Origin of the sequence: Amycolatopsis palatopharyngis, assembly GCF_003385185.1 — a bacterium.
GTDB lineage: Bacteria > Actinomycetota > Actinomycetes > Mycobacteriales > Pseudonocardiaceae > Amycolatopsis > Amycolatopsis palatopharyngis.
Map to the genome: position 1 here is coordinate 1 of NZ_PQHZ01000041.1, position 16829 is coordinate 16829.

At 68.3% G+C, this 16829-nt stretch carries 24 protein-coding genes and 1 pseudogene; 11 read left to right on the forward strand and 14 right to left on the reverse strand.

Going from position 1 to position 16829, the window contains the following annotated elements; genetic code table 11:
• Positions 1 to 306: sigma factor (locus D0C15_RS25240; RefSeq protein ID WP_281270731.1), on the reverse strand; the 306-nt coding region annotated here is incomplete at its 3' end.
• Positions 307 to 542: 236 nt separating this feature from the next.
• Between D0C15_RS25240 and D0C15_RS25245 the strand changes: the two genes are divergently transcribed.
• From D0C15_RS25245 to D0C15_RS25255, 3 genes are read left to right on the forward strand one after another with little or no spacing between them, the layout of a single operon-like run.
• Entirely contained in the window at positions 543 to 1058 is a 516-nt protein-coding gene (locus tag D0C15_RS25245) for an ATP-binding protein (RefSeq protein ID WP_116050198.1), read from the forward strand.
• Positions 1059 to 1113: 55 nt separating this feature from the next.
• Positions 1114 to 1767: a superoxide dismutase family protein gene (locus D0C15_RS25250; protein ID WP_116050201.1), complete on the forward strand. Its 654-nt coding sequence runs from the start codon at positions 1114 to 1116 to the stop codon at positions 1765 to 1767.
• 11 nt (positions 1768 to 1778) lie between these two features.
• A complete protein-coding gene (locus D0C15_RS25255) occupies positions 1779 to 2435 on the forward strand; it encodes a UdgX family uracil-DNA binding protein (protein ID WP_116050204.1) in 657 nt (218 codons plus the stop codon).
• On the opposite strand, the gene D0C15_RS25260 is transcribed toward D0C15_RS25255, so the two are convergent.
• Both D0C15_RS25260 and D0C15_RS25265 read right to left on the reverse strand, forming a co-directional pair.
• Positions 2432 to 2827 (reverse strand): STAS domain-containing protein, encoded by a 396-nt coding sequence (locus D0C15_RS25260; protein ID WP_116050207.1) that lies wholly within the window; start codon positions 2825 to 2827, stop codon positions 2432 to 2434. The two genes, D0C15_RS25255 and D0C15_RS25260, sit on opposite strands and share 4 nt — an antisense overlap.
• A gap of 181 nt (positions 2828 to 3008) precedes the next feature.
• A complete protein-coding gene (locus D0C15_RS25265) occupies positions 3009 to 3863 on the reverse strand; it encodes an SDR family oxidoreductase (protein WP_116050210.1) in 855 nt (284 codons plus the stop codon).
• A 117-nt stretch (positions 3864 to 3980) separates the two neighbouring features.
• Between D0C15_RS25265 and D0C15_RS25270 the strand changes: the two genes are divergently transcribed.
• Together D0C15_RS25270 and D0C15_RS25275 are read left to right on the forward strand one after the other, a co-directional pair.
• Positions 3981 to 4448: a hypothetical protein gene (locus tag D0C15_RS25270; protein ID WP_116050213.1), complete on the forward strand. Its 468-nt coding sequence runs from the start codon at positions 3981 to 3983 to the stop codon at positions 4446 to 4448.
• A 114-nt stretch (positions 4449 to 4562) separates the two neighbouring features.
• Positions 4563 to 5126 (forward strand): hemerythrin domain-containing protein, encoded by a 564-nt coding sequence (locus D0C15_RS25275; RefSeq protein ID WP_116050339.1) that lies wholly within the window; start codon positions 4563 to 4565, stop codon positions 5124 to 5126.
• 97 nt (positions 5127 to 5223) lie between these two features.
• Here D0C15_RS25275 and D0C15_RS25280 read toward each other — a convergent pair whose 3' ends face one another.
• The 5 genes from D0C15_RS25280 to D0C15_RS25300 all read right to left on the reverse strand — a co-directional run bounded on the left by D0C15_RS25280 (position 5224) and on the right by D0C15_RS25300 (position 7935).
• Positions 5224 to 5409: a DUF2795 domain-containing protein gene (locus D0C15_RS25280; RefSeq protein ID WP_116050215.1), complete on the reverse strand. Its 186-nt coding sequence runs from the start codon at positions 5407 to 5409 to the stop codon at positions 5224 to 5226.
• Between the two features lie 139 nt (positions 5410 to 5548).
• The gene (locus tag D0C15_RS25285) at positions 5549 to 5884 is read right to left on the reverse strand and encodes a hypothetical protein (RefSeq protein ID WP_116050218.1); all 336 of its coding nucleotides are present in this window, start codon (positions 5882 to 5884) and stop codon (positions 5549 to 5551) included.
• A complete protein-coding gene (locus D0C15_RS25290; RefSeq protein WP_116050221.1) occupies positions 5871 to 6263 on the reverse strand; it encodes a hypothetical protein in 393 nt (130 codons plus the stop codon). Before D0C15_RS25290 ends, D0C15_RS25285 begins: the two co-directional genes overlap by 14 nt.
• A complete protein-coding gene (locus D0C15_RS25295; protein ID WP_116050223.1) occupies positions 6260 to 7489 on the reverse strand; it encodes an NRAMP family divalent metal transporter in 1230 nt (409 codons plus the stop codon). Before D0C15_RS25295 ends, D0C15_RS25290 begins: the two co-directional genes overlap by 4 nt.
• Entirely contained in the window at positions 7486 to 7935 is a 450-nt protein-coding gene (locus D0C15_RS25300) for a hypothetical protein (protein ID WP_162830253.1), read from the reverse strand. Before D0C15_RS25300 ends, D0C15_RS25295 begins: the two co-directional genes overlap by 4 nt.
• Positions 7936 to 8070: 135 nt before the next feature.
• Between D0C15_RS25300 and D0C15_RS25305 the strand changes: the two genes are divergently transcribed.
• From D0C15_RS25305 to D0C15_RS25320, 5 genes and pseudogenes are all read left to right on the forward strand, one after another.
• Positions 8071 to 8559, forward strand: coding sequence for a GNAT family N-acetyltransferase (locus tag D0C15_RS25305; protein ID WP_211323318.1), 489 nt, complete (start codon positions 8071 to 8073; stop codon positions 8557 to 8559).
• An 18-nt stretch (positions 8560 to 8577) separates the two neighbouring features.
• Complete coding sequence (locus D0C15_RS25310) at positions 8578 to 8955, forward strand: VOC family protein (protein WP_116050231.1); 378 nt, start codon at positions 8578 to 8580, stop codon at positions 8953 to 8955.
• A pseudogene (locus D0C15_RS35785) lies at positions 8955 to 9058 on the forward strand (cupin domain-containing protein); the annotation flags it as partial. The gene D0C15_RS25310 and the pseudogene D0C15_RS35785, both read left to right, overlap by 1 nt.
• 42 nt (positions 9059 to 9100) lie before the next feature.
• A complete protein-coding gene (locus D0C15_RS35790; protein WP_425455425.1) occupies positions 9101 to 9154 on the forward strand; it encodes a hypothetical protein in 54 nt (17 codons plus the stop codon).
• Between the two features lie 38 nt (positions 9155 to 9192).
• On the forward strand, positions 9193 to 10143 hold the full coding sequence (locus tag D0C15_RS25320; RefSeq protein WP_116050238.1) for a DNA polymerase domain-containing protein: 951 nt from the start codon (positions 9193 to 9195) through the stop codon (positions 10141 to 10143).
• A 96-nt stretch (positions 10144 to 10239) separates the two neighbouring features.
• Here D0C15_RS25320 and D0C15_RS25325 read toward each other — a convergent pair whose 3' ends face one another.
• The 3 genes from D0C15_RS25325 to D0C15_RS25335 are packed head-to-tail and all read right to left on the reverse strand — an operon-like array spanning position 10240 to position 13635.
• Positions 10240 to 10857, reverse strand: a complete 618-nt coding sequence (locus tag D0C15_RS25325; protein ID WP_116050240.1) for a TetR/AcrR family transcriptional regulator — start codon at positions 10855 to 10857, stop codon at positions 10240 to 10242.
• Entirely contained in the window at positions 10850 to 12433 is a 1584-nt protein-coding gene (locus D0C15_RS25330) for a hypothetical protein (RefSeq protein ID WP_116050242.1), read from the reverse strand. The genes D0C15_RS25325 and D0C15_RS25330 overlap by 8 nt, the downstream gene beginning before the upstream one ends.
• Positions 12433 to 13635, reverse strand: a complete 1203-nt coding sequence (locus tag D0C15_RS25335) for an FAD-dependent monooxygenase (protein ID WP_116050245.1) — start codon at positions 13633 to 13635, stop codon at positions 12433 to 12435. Before D0C15_RS25335 ends, D0C15_RS25330 begins: the two co-directional genes overlap by 1 nt.
• A 155-nt stretch (positions 13636 to 13790) precedes the next feature.
• On the opposite strand from D0C15_RS25335, the gene D0C15_RS25340 reads away from it, so the two are divergent.
• The gene (locus D0C15_RS25340) at positions 13791 to 14411 is read left to right on the forward strand and encodes an L-threonylcarbamoyladenylate synthase (protein ID WP_116050248.1); all 621 of its coding nucleotides are present in this window, start codon (positions 13791 to 13793) and stop codon (positions 14409 to 14411) included.
• A 13-nt stretch (positions 14412 to 14424) separates the two neighbouring features.
• On the opposite strand, the gene D0C15_RS25345 is transcribed toward D0C15_RS25340, so the two are convergent.
• The 3 genes from D0C15_RS25345 to D0C15_RS25355 form a co-directional block, all read right to left on the reverse strand.
• Entirely contained in the window at positions 14425 to 15147 is a 723-nt protein-coding gene (locus D0C15_RS25345; protein WP_116050250.1) for a polyamine aminopropyltransferase, read from the reverse strand.
• A gap of 100 nt (positions 15148 to 15247) precedes the next feature.
• Entirely contained in the window at positions 15248 to 16081 is an 834-nt protein-coding gene (phnE, locus tag D0C15_RS25350; RefSeq protein ID WP_116050253.1) for a phosphonate ABC transporter, permease protein PhnE, read from the reverse strand.
• Positions 16078 to 16827 (reverse strand): phosphonate ABC transporter ATP-binding protein, encoded by a 750-nt coding sequence (locus tag D0C15_RS25355; protein ID WP_116050255.1) that lies wholly within the window; start codon positions 16825 to 16827, stop codon positions 16078 to 16080. The genes phnE and D0C15_RS25355 overlap by 4 nt, the downstream gene beginning before the upstream one ends.
• Positions 16828 to 16829 lie beyond the last annotated feature (2 nt).

The window sequence follows — 16829 nt, forward strand, 5'->3', positions numbered from 1 at the left end:
ACGAAGCCCGTTCGCCTCCGGGCCGTCGTGCTGATCGTGGCCGCCGTTGCCCGCCCACCCCCAGGACCGCGCCCGCCCCAGTCCGGCCTCCAGTCGCCGCAACTGCTGGTACGCGTATCCGCGCGCGGTCGTCCGCACCCACGCTCCGGCGTGCTCGACGTCGTCCCATGCTTCCATCACCTTCGCCATGGCCTCGGCCGCCGCGTCCTCCGCCAGAACCACGCTGAACCCGCCCTTGCGCAGGTACGCGATCAGCCGTGCGTAGTCCTCCCGGAAGAAATCCTCGAAATCACCAGGGCTGCCCACCCGACACCACGGCTCCCTCCCTGCGATCCGTGCCTACCGAGTAAGTAGGCCTGGTGTCGCGTCGTGTGCAAGGGCTCCTTGCGGTTCTTTGCCGGACCGATCCCTGTGGTGTTCGCCCGATCAGACCAGCCGGTGTGCGATCGGCACCCCTGAGTGACGGGAGCGATACGGCTTGGCAAGATGCCACCTTCGGCGGCGAACAGCCGGGGCCGGACGCGGACGACGAAAGGATCCCAGTGAACTCCCAGACCGCGCAGGTCGAAGACCTTCAGCTCGTGACCTACCCCAGTGCCGTGAACTGCACGGACTTCTTCATCCGGTTCACACTCACCGAGTGGGCCCTGCGGCCGTTACAGGACGAGGCCACGCACGCTGCCGCTCACTTCGTCGCCGACGTGGTCCACCGCGCGAACCCGCGTGAACCCGGATTCATCACGGTCCGGCTTCAGGTCCGGGCCGACCACCTGCTGGTCGAGGTCGAGGACGACCAGTCGACGCAGCCTCCTGCCGCCTCCCCTCGCCTCGCCGACCTGCGGACCGGCGTCGTTGCCCGCGGCGGACGCGGCAAGGTCGCCTGGTGCGAGATCCCCCTGCCGAACGGAGTGTCGGCGTCGAGGGTGGCGCTGCCGAGGCGGGACGGTCGACGGTCGCTCGTACAGGAGCAGATCCCGGGCGACGGTCCGGTGGTGGATCCCGATCTCGCCCAGCGTGTCCTGACCGGCCTCAACCGCTTCTCACACGACGGCAGCTGATCCACGCGCGCGCTACCGCCGATTGAACCTGGTCATCGCGGGGAACACAGCAGTCATGAGACGACGTGACCAGAGCACCAGTTCGGGCTACCGGTTCGCCCTCGCGCTCGCCGCCGTCGGGCTCGCAGCCGTGTCGTGTACCGACGAGTCGGCTCCGAGCATGAACGAGAACGAGGAGGTCCCCGGCGCGCGGAGCTCGTCGAGCACCAGCGAGGTGAGCATCAACGGCACGCTCAGGGAGGTCTCGGACAACACCGGCGACTCCATCACCTACGACCCCGAACTGGCCCCCGTCGGCGCGGTGCTGCGCGTCAAGTCCGAGAGCGAGAACGACAGCACCACGGTCACACTCGAGGTCGAGGGACTCCTGCCCGATCGGGGATACGCGGTGCACGCGCACACCGATCACTGTGGCCCCACAGGCGACAAGGCAGGACCGCACTACCAGCACGAGGTGGACCCACAGGCCACACCCGACAACCCGTCACACGACCCCAGATACGCGAATCCGCGGAACGAGATCTGGCTGGACGTCGTGACCAATGACGAGGGATCCGGTGAGACCAGCGCACAGGTGCCCTTCGTCTTCACCGATCACGCGCCGAACTCGGTCGTCGTCCACGAAGCGGAGACCACCAGGACCGGCCCAGGCGAGGCCGGGAAGGCCGGTGGGCGTATCGCCTGCCTGACCGTTCCGTTCGACGGCTGAGGAGGCGGGACATGACCGACGCTTCGGACTTCCTTCCCGACAGCAGAAAGCTGCCGGACCTGCGGACCGCGGTGCAGGACTGCCGGGGCTGCGAGCTCTACCAGGACGCCACGCAGGCGGTCTTCGGCGCGGGACCGCAGGACGCGAAGATCCTTTTCGTCGGCGAGCAGCCCGGTGACGCCGAAGACCGGGAGGGCGAACCCTTCGTCGGGCCCGCGGGCAGACTGCTCGACCGGGCGCTGCGGGACTGTGGCATCGACCGCGAACAGGTATACGTCACCAACGCCGTCAAGCACTTCCGGTTCAGCAGGCCAGAACGCGGTAAGCAGCGGCTACACAAGAAGCCGTCCAGGGGGCAGATCGTCGCCTGCCGGCCATGGCTGCTGGCGGAACTCGGCGGCACGGACCCGGACGTGGTCGTCTTTCTCGGTGCCACCGCCGCCCAATCGGTGCTGGGGACCGGGTTCAAGGTCACCGAACGCCGGGGACAGGTGGTGGATCTGCCCGAGGAACTGATCCACCGGCCGATGCACGCCGTCGCTACCGTGCATCCCTCCTCGGTACTCAGGGCGGCTGACCGGGACACGGCCTACTCCGCGTTCACGGCCGACCTACGGGTCGTCGGGGACCTCGTCTCGGCTGGTGCGCGGCCGAACGCCACGGGCTAGACGGCGCAACCGAGGTCGAGCAGGGCCCTGGACAGCGAGGGACGCACACGGAGACGGTCCCGCAGGCCGCTGACGAACAGCGGTCGCAACACCGCGCGTCCCGTGCTCACCAAGCACATGGGAATCCCGGCCCCGCGGGAACGAGCGTCCGTCTCGACGAGTACGGACAGACCCGCACAACCGAGGAAGCCGACGGCGGACAGGTCGATCACGAGTGCGGCAGGGGCGCCGTCGAGTTCGGCGGCCAGCGCCGCGGCCATCGTGGTTCCGGTCAGCGCATCGACGTCGCCTTCGAAGCGGACGACCGCGACCCCGCCGACATACTCCGAACGGACCTTCAGGTAGTCCTGCGGCAGCGGCCGCGCGCCACGCTGTATCGGCACCTGGGTCATGTCGGCTCTCCCTCACACGCGAGTTGTGCGGGAGCGACCGTCACCCGTTCGCCGAGCTCAGAAGGGGGACGGACTCCCCATGGCTGCAGTCTCAACCGAACTGAGCCAGTTTATGCGCTGTCACGGTACAGATACAACTTCATCACGAATTGTCACCGGACCGGGTGGTCGGCCGCCGTGCTCAGCCCGGCATCGTCTCCCCGCCAAGAGCGGCGAGCACCTCGCCGGTGTAGTAGGAGGAGAGCCGGTTCGAAGCGAGGAACACGTACGACGGGGCGAGTTCGTCCGGCTCGGCCGGGCGCTTCATGGGCACCTGCTGCCCGAAGCTCTCGACCTTGCCCTCGGGGAAGGTCGACGGGATGAGCGGGGTCCACACCGGTCCCGGCGCGACACAGTTGATCCGAATTCCCTTCGGGGCCAGTGCCTGTGCCATCGAGTACGTCCACGCGTTGACGGCGCCCTTCGTCGCGGAGTAGTCGATCAGCGACTTGTTTCCGCGCAGTCCGTTGACCGAACCCGTGTTGATGATCACGTCGCCCTCGCCGAGATGGGCCAGTGCGGCCGCGGTGACCCGGAAATAGCTGTGGATGTTTACGTCGAACGTGCGCATCCACTGTTCCTCGGTCAACTCCTCCGGCGACTCCACGGGCCACTGGGTGGCCACATTGTTCACCAGGATGTCCAATCCGCCCAACGCCCGCACCGTTTCCTCGACAGCGGCACGGCACTGTTCGGCCTTGCCCAGGTCCCCCGCGATCAGCTCACAGCGCCTGCCCTGTGCGCGCACGAGTTCGGCGGTGTGTTTGGCGTCCTCGTGCTCCTCGAGGTAGGCGATGGAGACGTCGGCGCCCTCCTTGGCGAACGCCACGGCGACCGCCCTGCCGATACCGGAGTCGCCACCGGTGATGAGGGCGCGGCAGCCGGTCAGCAGCCCGCGTCCCTCGTAGTCCTCCATCGAGTCGCGGGGCTCGGGCCGCATCTGCTCCGTACTACCCGGCGGCTCCTGTTGCTGTGGCGGCTGCTTCCTCTCGGCCATCATGCCTCCTCGTCGCGAGCTCCTGCTTCCGCCGCACGGGCTACCCGCGGTGCGGCACGGCCAATCACCTGCCGGGGCCGATGGTGTGCAGCGCGACCGCATGGGTACCCGGCGGACATGTGGTCCAGTACACGGCATGAAGACACTCCGGACTCCGACCGTGACCAGGAGGACGTTCTCGACCAGGAGCACCACTTCCCCTTCGTGGTCGACCCTCGTTTCGCCAGGCTGCTCAGTCCGCTGCGCCTGGGGAGCAAGAGCAGCGGAGTCAGGGTCGGGCCTCATGGGATCTCCGCCCGGTTCGGCCCGTGGCACGTGCACACGCCGTTGTCGAACATCGCGGGCGCCTCGGTAGCCGGACCGTTCTCGGCCCTGCGGGCGATCGGCACTCGAGTATCCCTTGTGGACCGTGGACTGACCTTCGGCACCAATACGCTGATCGGCGTCTGCATCCACTTTCACCGGCCGGTCCGCGGGGTCGAGCCAGTGGGTCTGCTGCGCCACCCGGCTCTGACCGTGACCGTCGCCGAACCGCAACTGCTCGCGCGCTGGCTGCGCGGTAACGCGACTCCCCCTGTGTCCTGAGCGCAGCGGCCGCGAAAGCAGCGGTGACCCGGGACACCGGCCGGCATGTTCATCCCGCGGGTGTTCGGGGTACCCGGCGGTTTCCGACTGACCGACGTCGCCACCGGAGGCACAATGACCACGCAGGAACGCACTGACCTGATCACCGTCATCACCAATGACCATCGCGAGGTCGAGCGGGTGTTCACCGAGCTGGAGAGCGGGTCCGGCACTCCCCAGCACCGCCGTGAGCTGACCGACCACGTGATCGCCGAACTGGTTCGTCACTCGGTCGCCGAGGAACAGTTCATGTACCCCGCAGCGCGCAAGCATCTGTCCGGCGGCGACAAGCTCGCCGATCACGAGATCGAGGAGCACGCCGAGGCCGAGCAGGTGATGAAGCAGCTGGAGGACCTGGAGCCCACCGATCCCCAGTTCGACCAGCTTCTGCGTCAACTGATCGAGGACGTGCGGCACCACGTCCAGGACGAGGAGAACGACCTGCTGCCCAAGCTGCAGTCGGCATGCTCGGACCAGGAACTGCGGGATCTGGGCGAGAAGGTGCTGCGGGCCAAGAAGATGGCGCCGACAAGGCCGCACCCCGGCGCGCCCGACAAGCCGCCCGCGAACCTCATACTCGGCCCGGGCGCGGGCCTGATCGACAAGATCAGGGACGGCCTCGGCGGCCGGAGCAACTGATCAGATTTCCGAGCGGCAGAAGTCGTCACTGTGGCATTCGGGCTGTCTAGCGCCCGAATGCCACAGTCCCGAATGCCACAGTGACGACAGGAAAGGCCTACGAGTAGGCGCCACTCACGTCGTCGGGGCCGTTGTAGGTCTGGTCCGGCAGTTCCTGCAGACCCTGGAGAACGTCGTCCGGCGCACCCTTGCTGCGTGCTTGCTCCACCAGGTCGTCCCTGCTGCACGGATAGTCGACGCCACCGAGGAATTTCTGCATCTGAACCGGGTTCGGCTGCGACATCGTCACGCTCCTCTCGTCACTCGTACCGAGAACGCATACCCGCGGATCGGATACGGAAACCCGCGGCCCGGATCGAGTGACAGCCTCGCTCCACTCCCGGCGTGGTAGCGCGAATCCAGGTCCACATCGGACCTATCGCTCAATGGGGAATGTCGCGGACCGAACGCAGTTCCCGCCACGGCCGGCGCACACGCATCGCCCTGCCGGCCTCGATCTCCACCTCGTCGAATCCCGCGTACCGAGTGTTTCGGTGTGCCAGGCGAAGCAGCCAGCGCAGGACCGAAGGCCCCCGTTCATCCCGGCGTTCGTACCCGAACAGCCGCCAGCGGCGGGTGCCGATCACGAAGCCATCCACCTTGAGCGCCGGAACCTCACCAGCGTCGCCCTCGGCGCGGGTCCTGATCTCGATGACGACCCCCCGCCTCCGGCCATCCTGGTCGAGAACAGTAATGCCCAGCAGTTCACCCGCTCGCATCGCGACCTCCCGGAATGCGCCGGATCACGTTCTGCCGCAACCGTTGCTCCGCCGGACTCTGCGCGGACCGCGCCGCTTCCGCCGTGACGTGCAGCGCGGAGTCCACCTGGCTCACCTGCCCGATCGGGATCCTTCTGGGTTCGTCCGGCCCGCCGAACCGGGCCAGCAACCATCGCAGGGGCGCCCGGGCCCAGCCGATCCTGGGGAGTAGCGCGGCTGTCCCCACCAGCAGGGCGGTGACCTCCAGATTGCCGTCCCGCCGGATGCCGAACTCCACGTCGTCGACCTTGCCTGCCGAAACGCCCTCCGGGTCCACGATCTGGTGGTCGATCAGCTCGGTACCCAGGTCCACCCATTCACGTCCGTGCCAACCGCTCATGCTCCCATCCCCGTCATCACCATCAGCGGGATCGCGGCGACCGCCACGACCACGATCACCACCAGAATCACCAGGCCGATGCCGTTGCTGAGCTTCCCGTTCACCGCGTCGCCGAGGTACTCACGATCGTTGGCCACGATGAGCACCGGCAGGTAGGTCAGCGGGAGGGCGATCGCGGAGAAGATCAACGCGTACTCGGTGACCTTGATGGGATCGATTCCTGTCTGCATCACCAACAGTCCCGCCAGCAGGGACAAACCCAGTGCCGAGTGGAACCGCGCGGCCTTCGCTGGCGGCAGCCGCTTGCCCCACGTCCAGCCGAAGTACTGCGCCAGCATGTACCCACAGGACAGCCCGGTTTCCAGTGCGGCGCCGACTGTGGCGGCGAACAGGCCGAACAGTGCCGCAGCGGCTCCGGCGACACCGAACGCGAGTGCCACCGGCAGCACGACCTGCCCCAGTGACTCCACGCTCATCCCTGTGGGCAGCAGTGCGGCCGCGGCGGCCGCCGCGATTCCGATCGAGAGCAGCCCGCCGAGCGGGAATCCGATCAGTACGTTGATCCGCTGGGTCCGTAGATCCTTCGACGTCCATTTCTCCTCCACTCCTCCCGAGGAGAAGAAGAACACCTCATACGGCGTCATCGCCGCGGCGAACAGCGTGATCCCGTAGTAGAAGTACGTGGGCAGTGGCTCCCCCTGGGGCGCGGCGAACCGCACGGCCTGATCCGCCAGCGCGCCCCAGTCCGGGCTCAGCCACCACACCGAGAGGCCGAAGACGAGAATCACCAGCCCGGAGAGCCCGAACGCCTGCTCCATCTTCTCGAACTTCACGCGCCACAGGACCAGCCACAGTCCCACCACGATCGGCACGATCCACGCCACGTGCGGGATTCCGCTCGCGAGTTCGATCACCAGCGCGATGCCGCCGATCTGCGCGATCATCGTCAGAAACGTCACCAGGAAGGACGCGACCAGGTTGGCCATCGCGGCCCTCGGTCCGAGCTTCTCACGGATCACGTCGTAGACCGGACGCCCGGACACCGCGACGACACGACCGGACATCTCCGCGAACGCGCAGATCCCGATCACGCCGATCACCAGCACCCAGACCAGGCCGAGTCCGTACCTGGCGCCGACGAGCCCGTTCGCGACGATGTCCCCGATGTCGACGAAGCCGCCGATGGCGGTGAGCACGCCCAGCGTCAGGGTCAGCAGCTTTTTCATGCCATCCCCAGCGCCTCGATACGGCCCGCTATCGAACTCAACTCCTGTCGCGCGCTCCGCAGTCTCTGGAGTTCCCGTAGGTCCACAGCAGACCGCAGACCTCGCAGAATGTCCTGCGACCGGTGAATGATGCCGAGTAGCTGATCGGGGTGTTGTCGTTCCGGCAGACCCGCGACGGTTTCTTCCTTTTCGGACAGAACCGTCTCGGCGTCGTCCAGCATCACCTGCAGGGACACGGTGGGCGGATGATCCCGCTGAGCGGCCTTCGCCACCAGCGACATCACCTGCACCTGCGAATGCACCTTCTCGCCCGCTCGCTCCAGTGTGGACCCTGAGGACAACGCCCAGCTGGCACAGCCACCGTTCACGAGGGCCAGTAGCAGCACCAGCAGCGCGGCGAACGCCCGGCGTCTGCGGCAGCACGGCATGCGGGCACCTCCCGGCACGACGGTCCCGATCAAGAGCTTCTGTCAGGTACCCGGCGACGGAGGAACTAAACAGCAGCCGAGATGAGCGGTGGCTCCACGGCCGCCTTCGCCACCCCGTCAGCGGCTTTCGTGCGAAATCCGCATAATGTACTCGTGTTGATCCGAAAGGCGAACGACAAAGACTGGCCCGCGATCTGGCCCTTTCTGCGGAAGGTCGTCGCCGCGGGCGAGACCTACACGCTGCCCCGCGACATCGGCGAGAAGCAAGCCCGTGAGCTGTGGCTGCTGGAACCTCCTGGCCGCACGGTCGTCGCCGCGAAGCCGGACGGAACGATCGCCGGGACGGCGAAGATGAATCCCAACCATCAAGGCCCGGCCGCTCATCTCGCCACTGCGAGCTTCATCGTCGATCCGGCACATTCCGGATATGGGATCGGCAGGGCACTCGGCGAGCACGTCCTGGACTGGGCTCGGTCAGAAGGGTACCGAGCCATGCAGTTCAACGCCGTCGTGGAGACCAACACGCGTGCGGTCGCGCTGTGGCGCTCACTGGGTTTCGAGGTGCTCGGCACCGTGCCGGAAGGCTTCCTGCACCCGACCCACGGCTACGTCGGGCTGCACATCATGCATCGGCACCTCTGAGCCGGTTACCGTTCGGGTATGCGCCGTATCGACTATGTGATCACCTACGTCGAGTCCCTCAGCGGTTCCGTCGAGTTCTACCGTGATGTCATCGGTCTCGACGTCCGGGTCGAAGGAGACGGCTATGTCGAGTTCGCCGTGGAGAACACGAAGTTCTCACTCTTCGAACGAGCGAAACTGCCCGCACTCATCGGCGGGACCGCGGGCAGGGCACCGACTGGTGAGATCGCCTTCGTGGTGGATGACGTGGACGCGGAGGCCGCACGGCTGAGGCGGGCAGGTGTGGACATCCTGACCGGTCCGGTGGATCGTCCCTGGGGAGAGCGCACACTGCACTTCGCCGATCCTGACGGTAACGTCGTGGAGTTCGCGCAGAAGATCGCCCGGAAGCGCTGATGAGCGACCGGCCGCGAACCAGGCCGCGCCTGGCGGAGGCTCTCGACCTGCTGCCGCACCCCGAGGGAGGCTGGTACCGGCGGACCTGGGAGACCACCGTCGGCTTCGAGCCGGAGAACGCACCGGCGCGGTCCTGGTGTCCTGCGTGGTGTCCCCCGGCTTCGATTTCGCGGACTTCCGGATGCTCGAGCAGGAGTGAGTGTTGACCACGCCTTGCCCTGCGAGGAAGGTGATCGGATGAGCGGTGGGGATGAACGCGACGGGGTGCCATTGACCAACCTCGACCAGCCGTTGTTCGAGGGGGCGGAGGCGACCAAACGGGATCTGGTGGACTACCTGGACGCGGTTCGCGACCGGATCATCCCGCAGCTGCGCGATCGCCCGCTCTCGGTGCTGCGCACACTGCGCGGCCAGGCGCCGTTCATGCAGAAGAACCTTCCCAAGTACACCCCGCACTGGGTGCGCCGGGTCCCGCTCTGGGCCGAGTCGTCGAAACGGGAGGTGTCCTACGCGCTGTGCGACGACCGGCGCACCCTGCTGTGGTTCGCCAACCAACGCGCGGTGGAGTACCACCCGACCCTGGTTCGCGCCGAGCACCCGGAGCGGCCCACACATCTCGTGCTCGACCTCGACCCACCGGTGACCGATGCCTTCACCCTCGCCGTCCGCGCCGCACGGCTCGTCCGCCAGGCCCTCGCGGACTCCGGACTCACCGGCGCGGTCAAGACCAGCGGCGCGAAGGGCGTGCACGTGTTCGTTCCACTCACGACGGACGTGACGGCCGAGGAGGCAGCCGCTGCCACCCGCGCGATCGCCGCACGAGCCGAACGCCTCGATCCCGTGCTCGCCACCACCGCCTATATCCGCGAGGACCGCGGCGACAAGGTCTTCCTCGACTCGACCAGGGCCGGTGGGGCCACCGTTGTCGCCACGTACAGCCCAAGGCTGCGCCCTGGCACTCCGGTGTCGTTCCCGGTCGGCTGGGACGACCTCGATCACGTCAAACCCGCCGACTTCACCATCCACACCGCAACGCGGCTCATCGGCGACGGTGACCCGTGGGCGGCCGCGATGCCGCAGCCTCAGCGTCTGGACTCCGGCCTCATCGAGGAGGGCCGAACCATCCCCGTCGCCAGGGTGCAGGCGATGCACGAGGGCAAGCGAAGGGCTCGAGCCCGGCGGGCCTGACACGCAGCGGGCCGCCAGGGCGTACCGACTCCACGGAAACTGCAAACACACCGCACCGAATCTGCGAACTCGGGCCCCGAATCTGCAAAGTCGGGTTCAGCGACGGAGTTTGGCGCGTAGTGCTCTTCGGGCGACGGGGCCGAGGTCGTCCACCACCTCGGCGAGCACCGCCAGCCGGTCCAGGGCGTCCAGCGCCGCTCGTGCGCCTTCCGGATCGACGCCCTCGAACAGTTCCAGGCCGATGAAGCCCGCGCAGACGGCGCGGGCCAATCCCGGGGTGTCGGTGAGGTCCGCCAGTGGTGAGCCCGCCAGCAGTGACCGCAGGGTGTCCTCGACGGGTGCGATCCAGAGGTGTAGCGCGGCCGAGGCGGCCTCGGCGAGCTGCTGGTCCCCCTGCGCGCCCGCCAGCATCTGCGCCAGCACCGTGACATTGCCGAGCGCGTGTTCCTCGGCGTGCAACGTACGTCCCAGTGCGAGCAGTTCCCGGAGGCTGGTGACCTCGCCCAACCGGGCGCGAAACGGCGCGACCCTGGCCTCGGTCGCGCTCAGACACGCGGCAGTGAGCAGATCGTGCACGGTGCCGAAGTGGTAGAAGACCAGCGCCTGGTTGACCTCGGCCGCCGCGGCGATCGTCCGCGCCGACGTGCCTGCGATGCCGTGTCCGCGGATGGCCTCGATCGCGCCGTCGATCAGCCGCTGCCGGGTGTCAGCCATGCCCGTCACAGTAGAGGTCTGCCCGCCGGCGCGGCGGTGGGCCGATCACTGGGCGCGCACACAGGTATGGACGAGCCAGCACAAGCGCGGCCACAGTGAGCCCGACGCCGGCGTAAACCGGCGCGAGGTGACCGAGGTCGGTGTACCGAATCGATCCGTGCACCACGATCGCGGGACCGAACCCGGCTATCGCGGCCAGCGCGAGTGACCACCAAACCCAGGACTCGCCCCTGCGCCATCCCCACAGCGCGAGCAGGGTGATCGCGATGGCGGCGGCCATCAGCGCGCCACCGAACCCCGCGCGGTCGTGCGCGATGAACGACAGCAGCTCGGGGTTCGCGGCCCGGAGGCCGGCCGCACCTGTCCGCAGGAAATCCAGATCGCTCGGCACGAAGATGCTGGTCAACCCGACCACCGACACAACGGCCCCACCGGCGAACAACCCGATCCCGGTCAGCACCAGCAGGAGCTGTCCGGCCAGCGCCCTGCGCCGGAGCCGTTCCGGCCCCTCCGGCATCACTGTCCATTGTGGCTCATGCGACTGCCTTCGGGTAGCGAGCAGGAACATCGGGAAGAGGATCACGGTGACCGCGGTGTGCAGCGGTTCCACGAAGCCGAACCCGAGGAAGTAGAGCAGCGTCGGGAAGCCCACCCAGCCGGAGACGAGATAGGCCTCCCTGGCCCACGGCCACCCACGGCGGATTCCGTTCGCCGCCAGTCCGAAGTAGAGCACACCGATCGACACCATCGTCCCCGCCATGGTGATCCGGTCGTGCTGCAGAAAGTGCACCAGCCGGGGGTTGACCTCGTGCAACTCGTTGGTCCCCATGCCGAGCCACTCGTGGTCGTACCACAACAGCACCGGGCCGAGGGTGATCGCGGCAGCTCCCAGTCCGGCGAGAACCATGCCGATGCCCACCAACACCCCCCACCACCAGGCAGGCCACCGCCGTGGATCGCGGCCGACATCGCGGACAGTGGATGGCGCACTCGTCGGCGTCGCGGCCTCGGCGACCCGCGCGAACCAGCCGGGCCCGGCCTGTACCAGCACTCCCGGCGTGGCCAGTACGACGGCGGCGCGATCGTCCAGCGCGCGCACGGCGCAGGCGACCGAAGGCGTGCTCAGCCGGAGCACGTCCGGGCGGATGGTCCTGCTCACCACATCGACACACGGCGCCAGTGCGGCGGCCACGACTCCGGCATCCGGTCCTTCGGCGTGCACCAGCATCGGGACGCGACAGGAGGCCGCCGCGACGCGCACCGCGGGAATGTCCGCCGCCCGGACCGGGGACACCATGATCAGGCCCGCTCCGAGAAGCGGCAGGGCGCGCACGCCGTCCTTGGCCACCTCTGGGGGCAGCACGGCGCCGAGTCGCGTGCTGACGGCGACACCCGAGACCGTTCCGGCAAGCCACTCCGGCGGATGCCGGTGGCCGAACGCGCGCGCGATCAGCCATCCACCCAGCGGCAAGGACCCGACCAGAGCCAGCACCCGCAGGGCGACCCGGCGCGATCGCCGCGCGCCGAGCACCGCCGCCGCGACACCGCGCAGTGGGTGGTAGGTCCAGTCCGGCATCAGCGACCCGGCTCAAGTGCAGCCGTGATGTCCACGGCATCGGGTGGGGTCCAGCCGAGTACCGAAACGCCGCCTGCCCTGGCGTGTAGCGGTGCGGCGTCGGGAATCAGCCGGATCGCGAGGTCGCGAAGCAGCACCGCGGGCGGCCACGACCACTGGCCCGCGGCGCCGAGGCGCGCGGATCGGCGGGCAAGCGTCTGGGTACGCGGTCTGCGGAGTCGGTCGTAGGCCGAGAGACCGGCTCGCACATCCGCTGTCGCGGCCGTACAGCCGGCGAGCGTGACGGCGTCCTCGAGTGCCTGACACGCACCCTGGCCGAGATTGGGGGTCATCGCATGCGCCGCGTCACCTACCAGCGCGACGCGGCCGTTGACGTAGGTGGACAGCGGCGGAAGGTCGTACATGTCGTGCCGGAGCACGGCGGAAGCCGGTACCGCGGCCAGCAGTGCCGGGATCGGATCCGGCCAGTTCCCGAACCTGTCCAGTACGTCGGCGTGCGTGCTGGCCGCGTCCCCCTTGCCGGCTCCGCCTGCCTGGGTTGTCGCCGTCGCGAAGCAGTAGGCCCGTCCTGCAGGGAGAGAGGTGTACCCGAACCGCTCACCACGGCCCCAGGTCACCGCGCCACCGGAGCGCGCTTCCGGAAGCGGATCGGTGACCATGCGCCATGCGGTGTATCCCGCGTACCGGGGTGGTGCGGCGCCGGGCCACGACCCCAGCCGGACACCGCTGTGGATACCGTCCGCCCCGACGACCAGATCGGCGGGTGACTGCCCGGCCCCGTGCACCACCACTGCCTGACCGCTGTCCTGCCGGACGGCGAGCACGGGGCTCGCGGGACGAAGAGACCCGGAGGGCAGCGCTTCGACCAGCACGCGCACGAGGTCAGCACGGTGCACCACCACGAGGGGCCAGCCGTACCGCCGCCGCAACTCGTCGTTGTCCGCCCTGGTGAGCCACCTGCCCGCGCGATCGCGAACACCGTTGGCGGTGTCGGTTTCGCCGAGGGCGCGGACCCGGTCGGCCAGACCGAGCGCGACCAGTGCGCGCAACGCGTTCGGCCACAGCGAAAGGCCCGCACCGACCTCGGTGAACGCCGGTGCCCGTTCGAACACCTCGACGTCCCAGCCGCGACGGTGCAACGCCACCGCCGAGGCCAGGCCGCCGATACCGCCGCCCACCACCACGACTTTCCGTCCGGTCATGGCATCCCCCTACAGTTTTGAGCGACCGCTCAAGCCGCAGCGTAGCCGAATTTGAGCGGTCGCTCAAGACGTTCGGAGGTGCGTACTCACCTCCGTCACCTGCTTGCCTTCCGCGCCTGCGCGCGACTGTGCGCCACGGGCTCTAGGCTCTGGATATGGCGAAGTACTTCGATGTGCACCCGGACAATCCCCAGCGACGCTCGATCGGCCAGGTGGTCCAGATCCTCCGCGGTGATGGTCTGATCGCCTACCCGACGGACTCGTGCTTCGCACTGGGCTGCCAGCTGGGCAACAAGGCCGGAATCGACAGGATCCGCTCGATCCGCAATCTCGACGACCGCCACCACTTCACCCTGGTGTGCCAGGACTTCGCCCAACTCGGGCAGTTCGTGCACATCGACAACACGGTGTTCCGCGCGATCAAGGCGTCCACCCCCGGCAGCTACACCTTCATCCTGCCAGCCACCAAGGAGGTGCCGCGCAGGCTGATGCACCCGAAGAAGAAGACCGTGGGAGTCCGAATCCCCGACCACGTCGTCGCGCAGGCGCTACTGGCCGAGCTGGGTGAGCCGCTGCTGTCGAGCACGCTGCTGCTACCCGAGGAGGACGAGCCGATGACGCAGGGCTGGGAGATCAAGGAACGGCTCGACCACGTGCTGGACGCGGTGGTCGACTCCGGCAGTTGTGGCACCAGCCCGACCACTGTCGTCGACTTCTCCAAGGACGAACCGGAGATCATCCGGCGAGGAGCGGGCGACCCGGATCGATTCGAGTAGGCGGGCCCGGCGGCTACTCAGGTGCGGTCTTGGCCAGGTAGACGGTGTTGGCGGCTTCGCGATTCTGCAAGGGGTTGTGGAAGGTGATCACTTCGGCCTTGACCTCGGTGAAGGCCGCCGACAACGCCGCCACGAACGACTCGTCGGGCGGATCGTTCGACCAGAGCGCGAACACCCCGCCGGGATGCAGCCGGTCGGCGAGCACCCGCAGTCCCTCGGGTTCGTAGAAGCCGGCATGGCTGGGGTGCAGCAGGTGCTGTGGCGAGTGATCGATGTCGACGACGACAGCGTGGTACCGGCGGCCCGGCGCCGCGGGGTCCAGTCCGGACGGTGACCGCACCATGGCGAAGAAATCACCGTGGACCAGCGTGCACCTTGGGTCCGAGGCCAGTGTCGCCCCGGCCGGTATCAGCCCCTGCTCATGCCACTCGATCACCTCGCCGAGAGCGTCGATCACCGCGAGCGAACCCACGTTCGCACTCTCCAGCACCGTCAGCGCCGTGTAACCGAGACCGAGCCCGCCGACCACGACGTCGAGGCCCGATCCCGGCAACTCGGCGAGTGCCCGTCGCCCGACCTCCACCTCCGCGACCGTGAACAGGCTCGACATCAGGAAGTCGTCGTCGAGTTTGATCTCGTAGACTTCCTTGCCGACCGTCGGATCCTGCCGCCGTCGCAGGCTGAGCTCACCCATCGGCGTCGCCCGCCAGTCGAGTTCCTGGAAGCGCGCGCTCACCCCGACACCCTCGCCTGTTCACTCATCCCCGCAGGGTATTCGCGCGGACCGGCCCGCCGGCCGGGGGCCGACCGCCCTGGCCGGCCTGCGAAGCCGGCCCTCAGGAACCGATCCGCCGCCGGACGAACGCGGACAGCTGGTCCACCAGCACGACCAGCACCAGCACCACCACGATGTGCGTGACCATCTCGTCGAATCGGAACAGTTTGATCGACTGGTTGATCAGGAAACCGATCCCTCCCGCGCCGACGAGTCCGAGCACGAGGGACGACCGTACGTTCACATCGAAGCGGTACAGCAGCAGTCCGACCAGCTGCGGAAGTACCGAGGGCAGGACGGCGTGCGTGGCGACCTGGACACCTGAGGCACCGTTGATGCGCAGTGCGTCCCGTGGTCCTGAATCGGTCTCCTCCATGGCCTCGGCCCACAGCTTGCCCATCACGCCGGTGTTGTGCAGGACGAGCGCGAGCACTCCGGCGAAAGGACCGAGGCCGACCGCGGTCACGAAGATCAAGGCGAAGACCACGTCCGGTACGGCCCGCAGGAACGACAGCACCGAGCGCGACGCCTGGTACAGCGCCGCACTGCGGGTGGTCGCCCTGGAAGCCAGCACAGCGAGAACCAACGCGGACGGAATGGAGAACGTGGTCCCGAGCAGTCCGATGTAGAGAGTGACGGCCGCAGCCTCGACACTGGGCCCGAGCACGGTGACCCAGTCGAAGTCCGGCGGCAGCGCCTGCCCGGCGAAATCGGTCATTCCACGCCAGCCGTCGATGAGCGCGGCGGGTGAGAACTCGGTGGCCTGCCAAGCCAGGACGTGCACGACCACCAGGAGCACGGTGACGACCACGGCGACGGGTGAGGGACGTCCGCGCCGGGGAGCCCTGGGGAGTTCCTCGCGGGCGGTATCGGTCCGATCGGAGACGACGGTCATCGCGCGAGCACCTCCTGCCGGTACAGCGTCGCGATCTCGGTCTCGGTCACCTCGGTCGCCTGGGCGTCGACGGCCACCCTGCCGTGAAGCAGACCGACGACCCGGTCGGCGTACTTTCTCGCCAGCTCCGGCTGGTGCAGCACCGCGGCCACGGCGAACCCCTCCCGCGCGAGCGCGCCGAGCAGCGTGAGCACCTGATCGGCCGCGTTCGGGTCGAGTGCCGAAACGGGCTCGTCGGCCAACAGCACAGCGGCCCGCTGACACAGGGCCCTGGCGATGGCGACACGCTGCTGCTGTCCGCCGGACAGCCGGCCCGCCCGCTCGCCCGCTCGGTCCGCCAGCCCCACCCGGTCGAGACAGGACATCGCCTCCGCGCGAACGGCCGCCGGGAACACGACCGGACTGAAGGAGCGGTGCAACGGCAACCTGCCCAGTGCTCCGGCACAGACGTTGTCCAGTGCGCTGCGCCGTGCGACCAGGTGGATCTTCTGAAACACCATCGCGGCCCGGTGTCCGGTGAGTGGCCGGCCCGCCCTTACGCCCTCGGGCAGCTCGGTTCCCGAGATCCGGATGCGGCCCGCGTCCGGACGTTCCAGCCCCACCACGCAGCGCAACATGGTGGACTTGCCCGAACCGTTCGCACCGAGCACGGCGACGAACTCCCCCGGGTGAACGTCGAGATCGACGTCATGCAGCACGGCGCGACCATCGAAGGACTTTCGCAGCCCGCGTATTCGTAGCGTCATGG

Bases quoted from the DNA above. Each gene is read 5' to 3' on its own strand.
- D0C15_RS25250 (WP_116050201.1), top strand. From the start codon at position 1,114: ATGAGACGACGTGACCAGAGCACCAGTTCGGGCTACCGGTTCGCCCTC.
- D0C15_RS25255 (WP_116050204.1), top strand. From the start codon at position 1,779: ATGACCGACGCTTCGGACTTCCTTCCCGACAGCAGAAAGCTGCCGGAC.
- D0C15_RS25260 (WP_116050207.1), bottom strand. From the start codon at position 2,827: ATGACCCAGGTGCCGATACAGCGTGGCGCGCGGCCGCTGCCGCAGGAC.
- D0C15_RS25265 (WP_116050210.1), bottom strand. From the start codon at position 3,863: ATGGCCGAGAGGAAGCAGCCGCCACAGCAACAGGAGCCGCCGGGTAGT.
- D0C15_RS25270 (WP_116050213.1), top strand. From the start codon at position 3,981: ATGTGGTCCAGTACACGGCATGAAGACACTCCGGACTCCGACCGTGAC.
- D0C15_RS25275 (WP_116050339.1), top strand. From the start codon at position 4,563: ATGACCACGCAGGAACGCACTGACCTGATCACCGTCATCACCAATGAC.
- D0C15_RS25280 (WP_116050215.1), bottom strand. From the start codon at position 5,409: ATGTCGCAGCCGAACCCGGTTCAGATGCAGAAATTCCTCGGTGGCGTC.
- D0C15_RS25285 (WP_116050218.1), bottom strand. From the start codon at position 5,884: ATGCGAGCGGGTGAACTGCTGGGCATTACTGTTCTCGACCAGGATGGC.
- D0C15_RS25290 (WP_116050221.1), bottom strand. From the start codon at position 6,263: ATGAGCGGTTGGCACGGACGTGAATGGGTGGACCTGGGTACCGAGCTG.
- D0C15_RS25295 (WP_116050223.1), bottom strand. From the start codon at position 7,489: ATGAAAAAGCTGCTGACCCTGACGCTGGGCGTGCTCACCGCCATCGGC.
- D0C15_RS25310 (WP_116050231.1), top strand. From the start codon at position 8,578: ATGCGCCGTATCGACTATGTGATCACCTACGTCGAGTCCCTCAGCGGT.
- D0C15_RS25320 (WP_116050238.1), top strand. From the start codon at position 9,193: ATGAGCGGTGGGGATGAACGCGACGGGGTGCCATTGACCAACCTCGAC.
- D0C15_RS25325 (WP_116050240.1), bottom strand. From the start codon at position 10,857: ATGGCTGACACCCGGCAGCGGCTGATCGACGGCGCGATCGAGGCCATC.
- D0C15_RS25330 (WP_116050242.1), bottom strand. From the start codon at position 12,433: ATGCCGGACTGGACCTACCACCCACTGCGCGGTGTCGCGGCGGCGGTG.
- D0C15_RS25335 (WP_116050245.1), bottom strand. From the start codon at position 13,635: ATGACCGGACGGAAAGTCGTGGTGGTGGGCGGCGGTATCGGCGGCCTG.
- D0C15_RS25340 (WP_116050248.1), top strand. From the start codon at position 13,791: ATGGCGAAGTACTTCGATGTGCACCCGGACAATCCCCAGCGACGCTCG.
- phnE (WP_116050253.1), bottom strand. From the start codon at position 16,081: ATGACCGTCGTCTCCGATCGGACCGATACCGCCCGCGAGGAACTCCCC.
- D0C15_RS25355 (WP_116050255.1), bottom strand. From the start codon at position 16,827: ATGACGCTACGAATACGCGGGCTGCGAAAGTCCTTCGATGGTCGCGCC.